This window comes from Mycobacterium innocens, from assembly GCF_900566055.1.
GTDB classification, from domain to species: domain Bacteria; phylum Actinomycetota; class Actinomycetes; order Mycobacteriales; family Mycobacteriaceae; genus Mycobacterium; species Mycobacterium innocens.
The window spans coordinates 1-8485 of sequence record NZ_UPHQ01000133.1; the positions used below are offsets into that span (position 1 = coordinate 1).

Consider the following 8485-nt stretch of genomic DNA (forward strand, 5'->3'; position numbering starts at 1 on the left):
GTTAGCGTCGTCGGCCCAGTTGGGGCCGCCGTCAAGCGTGGAGCCGACCGTAAGACCCGGCCAAGCCGGGCTGGTGGCCGTGAAGCGCGGAAGGGACGCAGCCTCAGGGCTGCCGAACAACCCCGAGACGGGGTGCAAGTCGCGTGACCGCTAAAGATCACTCACTTGCAACGGCATTCGATCGTGGTCACTGCCGCCGCAGGTTGAGCGAAAACGACACCCCGCGAACCGGCGGCTCGCGGGGTGTCGCTCGGTCGCGCCGGCGGATTAGATTAGGCGAGATCGAACCGGTCGTTGTTCATGACCTTGACCCAGGCCGCGACAAAGTCCTCGACGAACTTGCCCGCGTTGTCGTCCTGGGCGTAGACCTCGGCCAGTGCGCGCAGCACCGAATTCGACCCGAACACCAGGTCATTGGCGGTCGCGGTCCACTTCAGATCGCCCGTGGCCCGGTCATGACCCTCGTAGACGTTCTCCGCGGCCGCCGAAGGCTTCCACTCCGTACCCATGTCGAGCAGGTTGACGAAGAAGTCGTTGGTCAACGCGCCCGGCCGGTCGGTGAAGACGCCGTGCTTGCTGCCACCGTGGTTGGCACCGAGGGCACGGAACCCGCCGACCAGCACCGTCATCTCCGGAGCGGTCACCCCCAGCAGATATGCCCGCTCGACCAACAGGTGCTCGAGCGGAGCTTTCTCGCCGGGACGCGCGTAGTTGCGGAACCCATCGGCCCGTGGTTCCAGCACCGCGAACGACTCCACGTCGGTGTTCTCCTGCGAGGCGTCGGTACGCCCGGGCGCGAAATGCACCGAGATCTCGTAGCCGGCGTCCTTGGCCGCCTTCTCCACCGCCGCGGACCCCGCCAGCACAACCAGGTCGGCCAGCGAGATCTTCTTGCCGCCGGATGCCGATCCGTTGAACTCCTGCTGGATGCGCTCCAGCACGGGCAGCACCTGCTGCAACTCTGCGGGCTCGTTGGCCTCCCAACTCTTCTGCGGCTCGAGCCGCAGCCGGCCGCCGTTGGCGCCGCCCCGCTTGTCGGTACGGCGGAAGCTTCCCGCGGCCGACCATGCGGTCTTGACCAGCTGCGGCACCGACAAGCCGGACTCGAGCACCTTGCTCTTCAGCGTCGCAACGTCCTGCTCGTCGACCAGCTCGTGGTCGACGGCCGGAACCGGGTCCTGCCACAGCTGCGGCTCGGCAACCCACGGCCCCAGGTAGCGGCTGATCGGCCCCATGTCGCGGTGCAGCAGCTTGTACCACGCCTTGGCGAATGCCTCTTGCAGCTCCTCGGGGTGATCCAGCCAACGCCGGGTGATGTCGCGGTAGATCGGCGACTCGCGCAGCGAGATGTCGGTGACCAGCATCGTCGGGGCGCGACCCGGTCCGCCGAACGGGTCGGGGATGGTGCCGGCGCCGGCGCCGTCCTTGGCGGTGAACTGCCAGGCTCCGGCGGGGCTCTTGGTCAGCTCCCACTCGTAGCCGTACAGGGTCTCCAGGAAGGAGTTGTCCCACTTGGTCGGGGTGGGTGTCCAGACGACCTCCAGGCCGCTGGTCATGGCGTCCTTGCCCTTGCCGCTGCCGTAGGAGCTCTTCCAGCCCAGTCCCTGTTGCTCGATCGGGGCGGCCTCCGGCTCGGGACCGACCAGCTCGGGATCGCCGCGCCCGTGGGTCTTTCCGAAGCTGTGCCCACCCACGATCAGGGCAGCGGTCTCCTCGTCGTTCATGGCCATCCGGCCGAACGTCTCGCGGATGTCGATCGCCGCGGCGATCGGATCCGGCTTGCCCTCGGGGCCTTCGGGGTTGACGTAGATCAGACCCATCGTGGTGGCACCGTAGGGCTGGGCGAGGTTACGTTCGCCCGAGTAGCGCTTGTCGGTGCCCAACCATTCGTCCTCCTCGCCCCAGAGGATTTCTTCGGGCTCCCAGACGTCTTCGCGGCCGAAGCCGAAGCCGAAGGTCTTGAATCCCATCGATTCCAGGGCGACGTTGCCGGCGAAGATGATCAGGTCCGCCCACGAGATCTTGTTGCCGTGCTTCTTCTTGACCGGCCACAGCAACCGGCGGGCCTTGTCCAGGCTCGCGTTGTCCGGCCAGCTGTTGAGCGGGGCGAACCGCTGCAGGCCCTGGCCGCCGCCGCCGCGGCCGTCGTGAATGCGGTAGGTGCCCGCGGCGTGCCAGCTCATCCGGATGAACAGGCCCCCGTAGTGGCCGTAGTCGGCGGGCCACCAGTCCTGCGAGGTGGTCATCACTTCGACCAGGTCCGCCTTGAGCGCCTCGACGTCGAGTTTGGCGAACTCGCTGGCGTAGTCGAAGTCCGCACCGAGCGGGTTGGCCGCCGGCGGGTTCGGGTGCAGCATCGACACGTCGATCTGGTCGGGCCACCAGTCCCGGTTGGTCAGCGGTGCATGCGCCTTGGGCTTGGGCGACGGGATCGCCGGGTTTTCGCTCTCACTGGTGCTCGCCGTGTTCGTATCCGGGTGCGGCGGGCGGCTTTCGGATGTATCGGATGACACAGCATTCCTTCCGGGTGTGGGTGAAACGGGCTGCGATCACGGCTGTGATCGAGGTACTGCGGTCGAGCAGTCGGGGCACAGACCCCAGTAGATGACTTCGGCCTCGTCGAGAACGAAGCCATCAAGAACGTTGCCGTCGTCCGCGGGGGTCAGGCACGGCGCATCCCCGACCGCACAGTCGATATCGGCGATGACTCCGCACGAGCGGCAGACGACGTGATGGTGGTTGTCGCCCACCCGGGACTCATAGCGCGCGACCGAACCCGACGGCTGGATCCGACGGATCAGGCCTGCCGAGGTGAGCGCATTGAGCACGTCGTACACCGCCTGGCGGGAAACCTCGGGCAAGCCGGTCCGAACCGCCAAGAAGATGGTCTCGGTGTCGGCGTGTGGGTTGGCGTCTACGGCTTCGAGTACCGCAAGCCGGGGCCGGGTGACACGCAGATCGGCCATTCGCAGCATTTGTGTGTAGTGCGCCGTTGACGCCACTTCGCCACTATGACGCCTTATCTTGAATCAGTCAAGACTTCTGGGGGTGGGATTTGGCGAATTCGTCGGGGATCATCTTCGTCGGCTGCCACCGGTCGGACCATCGGGCGTCGTTCGCCTCGACTCACCGGCTCGTGAGCCCAATAGCCTTGCGGCGCAAGCAGTTGAGCCGCGATTGCGGATCGCGGCTCAACCGGTGACCAAGCGCTCCAGGGTCTGCAATGACGCGGCCAGGTAGGCCTCCGAAAAGGGAGGCATCTCGCCGACCCGGTCGCGAAAACTCTGCGGAGTGGCACTCCAGTCGTAGCTGAGAGTGACCTCGGTGTGCTCCCCGCTGGGGACCAGGTCGTAACGCCACCACCAACCGCCGGCAACGTGGTTTCCTGCGGTGTCGAGCTGGCCCGGCATCCAGCCGATGGCGCGGTCCCGGTCGAAGACATTGACCAAGTTGTAGGTGACGTAGTCACCACCGGCTTCAGTCAAGTACATATTCATCGCGAAGACCTGACCGCTGCCGGTGATCGGTGCGGCGTCTACCGCGTCGCGGACCCAATCGCCGGGCTCGGTGTCCCGATGACGTGACGGCTCGACCAGAATTGCGAAAACCTCCGCCGGAGTCGCGGCGATGGTGCGGCTGACAACGAACCGCTCGGGGTTCACGTTCATGCGTTGTCCTCGGTACACAGCCGCACCCGTTTACTCGTCACGAAAGTTCAGCCAACCACACCGCAAGTCCACCCGTCGCTGCGCCCCGGCCCCGGGTTGGCGCACCCGACGGGCGGGTACGAACGGGCGGATCGCCCGCCGGCTGGTTTGATGGATAACACGGGGAGAATGCTGCAGACCGGTGCACGCCACCCGCGGGGGCCTCAGGGGGGGCCAGAAAGGCACACGATCATGGCTCAGAAGCTGAGGCCTCATTTCGACGACGTGCAGGCGCACTACGACTTGTCCGACGACTTCTTCCGGCTTTTCCTGGACCCGACCCAGACCTACAGCTGCGCCTACTTCGAGCGCGACGACATGACCCTGGAAGAGGCCCAGATCGCCAAGATCGACCTGGCGCTGGGCAAGCTGGGCCTGCAACCCGGGATGACGCTGCTCGACGTGGGCTGCGGCTGGGGCGCCACCATGCGCCGGGCCATCGAGAAGTACGACGTCAACGTCATCGGCCTGACCTTGTCGAAGAACCAGGCCGCCCACGTCCAGAAGACCTTCGACGAGGTAAACACCGCGCGCAGCAGGACGGTGTTACTGAAGGGCTGGGAACAGTTCGACGAGCCCGTCGACCGGATCGTGTCCATCGGCGCCTTCGAGCACTTCGGCCACGACCGCTACGACGACTTCTTCGCCATGGCCTACCGGGTTCTGCCCGCCGACGGCGTGATGCTGCTGCACACCATCACCGGCTTGACCCGAGAGCAGTTCAGCGAGCAGGGTCTGCCCATCTCGATCGACATCATCCGCTTCGTCAAGTTCATCGTCACCGAGATCTTCCCCGGTGGCCGGCTGCCGTCGATCGACATGGTGGCGGAGCGCTCGGCAAAGCCGGGATTCACGCTGACCCGGCGCCAGTCGCTGCAACAGCACTACGCGCGGACCCTGGACCTGTGGGCGCAGGCACTGCAGGCGCACCAGGACGAGGCCATCGCGATCCAGTCCGAAGAGGTCTACGAGCGCTACATGAAGTACCTGACCGGCTGCGCCAAGGCGTTCCGCACCGGCTACATCGACGTCAACCAGTTCACGCTGCAGAAGTAGCGCTTCGCGCCGACGCTGGCGACAGTGGCCAAAGCGGGTGGGGAGCACCCGGCACCATTTCGGATGCAACGACACGGCCAAGAGCAGAAAACGAAGCATAACGATTCGGCGCTCACCCTGGAATTGATCCGCGAGCGGATGCGAGTGTGTTGCGGTGAGTGTTGACGTCGGCGAGTTGGCGCATGGGTCGGCAGCGCACTGGGCGGACCGACCGCCCCGGCGCTGCGGGCGTGGCCACTGGCTGTTGCCCGGGCACATGATCGTGGCCACCATCCAGTGTTCCTGCGGACGGCACATCTGTTGGCAATGCGAGTGCGGCGCGGCTACCTATGGGCCGGCTTTGATCGAATCCTGCAGCCTTGCCGCCGGCGGGTCCGGCGATACTTAGCCGGCCCGGCACTCAGCTGGTCGCCGCCCCACGCCGCCTTGCGAAGGGCCGGCATCAAGGCCGAATCGCCACCGGGATGCAGTTGTCCTTCTGCCCGCCACCGGCAATTTCGTACTGCGCGAAGGCGCGCCGGTTGCCTGCCGGTTGACTGGGGTCAGGAAGGCGGCACGAGGTGCCCCGGGCCGATTCGTGACGCGACATCAGGGCCGCTATGCGTAAAACGCATATCCCGAGCCAGGACCTGGATACGCTTACTGCACACACGGGTGGGCGATTGACGCGGAGGGAGCGGCGTGTCACTTCTGGTCGTGGCTCCCGAGATCGTGGCGTCGGCCGCAGCGGATCTGGCGAGCGTCAACTCGGCGCTGAATGCGGCGAACGCGGCGGCTGCCGGACCGACAACTGTGCTTGCGGCCGCCGGCCTTGACGAGGTGTCGGCGGCAGTGGCCACCCTGTTCGCCGGGTTCGGTCAGGAATACCAGGCGCTCAGCACCCAGGCCAATACCTTTTACCAGCAGTTCGTGGCGGCGCTGAACTCGTCGGCCGGGTCGTATCAGGCGGCCGAAGCCCAGGCTGTGTCGCTGTTGCAGACGGCACAACTCGATCTGCTGGGCGCGGTGAATGCACCCACCCAGATGCTGTTGGGTCGCCCGCTGATCGGGGATGGCGCACACGGGACGGTGTCGAGTCCCAACGGCGCGGCGGGCGGGCTGTTGCTCGGCAACGGCGGCAACGGTTATTCCCAAACCGCGTCGGGAGTACCCGGCGGGGCCGGTGGTCCGGCCGGGCTGCTCGGCAATGGCGGTGCCGGGGGTACCGGCGGAACCGGCGCACCGGGCGGGGCCGGCGGTAACGGTGGCTGGCTGTGGGGTATCGGCGGACCCGGTGGACCCGGGGGAGCGTCGCTCACCATTGGCGGGACGGGTGGCGTCGGTGGTGCTGCGCGCCTGTTCGGTTGGGGCGGGGGCGGTGGCGCCGGCGGACTCGGCGACGGCGGAATTCTCGGCACCGGCGGCGCCGGCGGGCGCGGCGGCTTGTTGTGGGGCAACGCCGGGATCAGCGGGCCAGGTCTGGACGGCCGAACGGTTCCGCTGACCATGCACGCTGTCACCGAGCCGGTGGTGTACATCTCAGTCAACGGCGGACCGAACGTGCCCGTGCTGGTTGACACCGGATCCGCCGGTCTCGTCGTCACGCCCAGTGAGGTAGGGGGAATATTCGGCCTCTTCCGCATGGGCTTGCCGACCAATTTCGGACTCAGCGGTTACAGCGGCGGGCTGACCTACCTCTATGCCACCTACGATGCGCCGGTCGATTTCGGGAACGGCATCGCCACCCCGCCGACCGACGTCAACGTCGTCCTGCTGTCATTCCCGCAAACATTCTCCGGGTATTTCGCGCCCGCCGGTGTAAACGGTGTGTTGGGCATCGGACCCAATGCGACCGGCCCCGGTCCCAGCATTCCGAACCAGGCGCTGCCGGGCGACCTCAATCAGGGTGTGCTCATCAACATCCCCGAGGGCACGATGCGGTTCGGTCCCGATCCGCTGGTCGGAGGCGACTCCATTACCGGATCGCCGATCGCCACGCTGGGTCTCAAGATCAACGGCGGCTCATTGCAGCACGTTCCGATGATCGTCGATTCCGGCGGCGTGTTGGGCACCATGCCGGCGTCCGTACTCGGCACCGGTCAGATGTCCGGGAACGTGCCGGACGGAACTGTCATTCAGGTCTACACCAACGACGGTTCGACGCTGCTGTACGAATACATCGTGCATGGGAACGGCCCCCGGGTCATTTCCAGTGGCCTGATGAACACCGGGTATGTGCCCTTCGCGCAGCAACCGGTGTATGTCTCCTACGCGCCGTCCGGTGTCGGGACCACGGTCTTTCATTAGCCGGTAGCCGGCCGGGCCCTACCCGGTAATCGGCTACACGCGTTCGCTACCCTGGCCGAGCTTGTCAGCGGCGAATGTGGCTGCCTGCGTTGTCATCCCGGACTGGATGTAGGAAACGTGCGCCATGATGTTTCCGCCGCCGGTGCATATCGGATCGTCGGCGGCGCACATGCTGATGACCTTGGAGCTGTACAGCGGGTTGATGGTCGGCAACGGTTGACCGCCCCACAACATGCTCGAGAACCCGCTGGATGGCTCGCCGAAGAGGGCCACCGCGACGACATGATCGGCCACCGAGGGCGGCATCGCCGACGATGCCAAATCGATCACTCCCGCGCCCTGAGAATAGCCGCCAAGCACGATCTTCGAGTTCGGGCAACTCGCCACGGTGTCCTGGATGTGAGCACTCGCGTCGTCGGAACCGATTGACGCGCTCGCGTGATAGTCGTCGCTGGCGGGGTAATTCACCGCGTAGACCCCGACGGAACGCCCACCCACCTGCGAGCTGAGTGAGTCGACGAATGCCTGGCCGACGTCTCCGAGACCAGGCGCCTGATGGGTTCCCCGGGCGAACACCACCGCGACGTCGGAGCATGGGTCGGCCTGAGCGGCGGGGCTGACGACGGCTGCGCTCAGCAGCGCCCACGCCGTCACAACCACGACACCAACGATGCGAGCAAGGCTGCGGGCAGTCACCCGCACATGCTGACATATCGCTGACGAGCAAGGTGCCGGCGGGGTCGGGCCGACAGCTATATCGTCGATATCGCCGACGCCGCCAAGACGGTCAGCAAAGCAGGACAACCTTCAATTTTGAACCAGCTGAAGCGAAGAACGCCCAGTTTGGACCGAATGGCCAGTCGGCAAGCAGGGGGTCTTGGACGCTTTGCGGTCGATCCGCGTGGCAGCCGCGCCGATGTCCTGGCCTGCCGTTCCGGCGATTTGGGGTGCGGTGGCGTTGTCCCATTCGTCGAGGCGGGCCAGGAAGAACGCTTCGGCCTCGTCGTAGCTGATGTTCTCGTCGGGGGCGATGCGGGCGACCAGGTCGGCGTAGACCCGGGCGGCTTGCGGGTCGACGAAGTCCCATTGGCCCAGCGGCCATTCCGCACTCAGATAGCCTGCCGCCGAATACTCCTGGTACAACGGCGTTCCCGGATACGGCGTGATCTTGCTGAGAAACTTGAAGGGATGCCGGTATTTGGTTGCCCGGAGCAGGCGGGCGGTTTCGCGTAGCTCCTCGGGACGCACCGTGGGGTGAAACATGATGGTCCCGGGAATCACGTCAATTCCCAACTGCAGCAAGGCATTGCGGGCCTCCCCTGAATCCGTGGAGACTTCAGTTGTAGGGATCTTGTGGTGAAGTTGTTTGCTGCTGCCCCGGGTAGCAGCCAGGGGGTGGTGCCCGCAGCCGGTGTCAGGGCTGGCCGTAGGCCACC

At 66.0% G+C, this 8485-nt stretch carries 6 protein-coding genes and 2 pseudogenes; 3 read left to right on the forward strand and 5 right to left on the reverse strand.

Annotation, left to right across the window (positions count from 1 at the left end; genetic code table 11):
* Nucleotides 1-147 (forward strand): annotated as a pseudogene (locus tag EET03_RS14365) (IS607 family element RNA-guided endonuclease TnpB); the annotation flags it as partial.
* A 125-nt stretch (nt 148-272) separates the two neighbouring features.
* Here the strand turns inward: EET03_RS14365 and katG are convergent.
* The 3 genes from katG to EET03_RS14380 form a co-directional block, all read right to left on the reverse strand.
* Complete coding sequence (gene katG, locus EET03_RS14370; protein WP_075541865.1) at nt 273-2513, reverse strand: catalase/peroxidase HPI; 2241 nt, start codon at nt 2511-2513, stop codon at nt 273-275.
* A 36-nt stretch (nt 2514-2549) separates the two neighbouring features.
* Nucleotides 2550-3002: a Fur family transcriptional regulator gene (locus tag EET03_RS14375; protein ID WP_167470637.1), complete on the reverse strand. Its 453-nt coding sequence runs from the start codon at nt 3000-3002 to the stop codon at nt 2550-2552.
* Nucleotides 3003-3191: 189 nt separating this feature from the next.
* Complete coding sequence (locus EET03_RS14380) at nt 3192-3668, reverse strand: SRPBCC family protein (protein ID WP_075541864.1); 477 nt, start codon at nt 3666-3668, stop codon at nt 3192-3194.
* Between the two features lie 231 nt (nt 3669-3899).
* Here EET03_RS14380 and mmaA2 point away from each other — a divergent pair, with 231 nt between their 5' ends.
* Entirely contained in the window at nt 3900-4763 is an 864-nt protein-coding gene (gene mmaA2 / locus EET03_RS14385) for a cyclopropane mycolic acid synthase MmaA2 (protein ID WP_075541863.1), read from the forward strand.
* A gap of 681 nt (nt 4764-5444) precedes the next feature.
* Nucleotides 5445-7049: a PecA family PE domain-processing aspartic protease gene (locus EET03_RS14390; protein ID WP_075541862.1), complete on the forward strand. Its 1605-nt coding sequence runs from the start codon at nt 5445-5447 to the stop codon at nt 7047-7049.
* Nucleotides 7050-7082: 33 nt separating this feature from the next.
* Here the strand turns inward: EET03_RS14390 and EET03_RS14395 are convergent, their stop codons facing one another.
* Both EET03_RS14395 and EET03_RS31560 read right to left on the reverse strand, forming a co-directional pair.
* On the reverse strand, nt 7083-7745 hold the full coding sequence (locus EET03_RS14395) for a cutinase family protein (RefSeq protein ID WP_082274526.1): 663 nt from the start codon (nt 7743-7745) through the stop codon (nt 7083-7085).
* A 111-nt stretch (nt 7746-7856) separates the two neighbouring features.
* Nucleotides 7857-8485: pseudogene (locus EET03_RS31560) on the reverse strand (hypothetical protein); the annotation flags it as partial.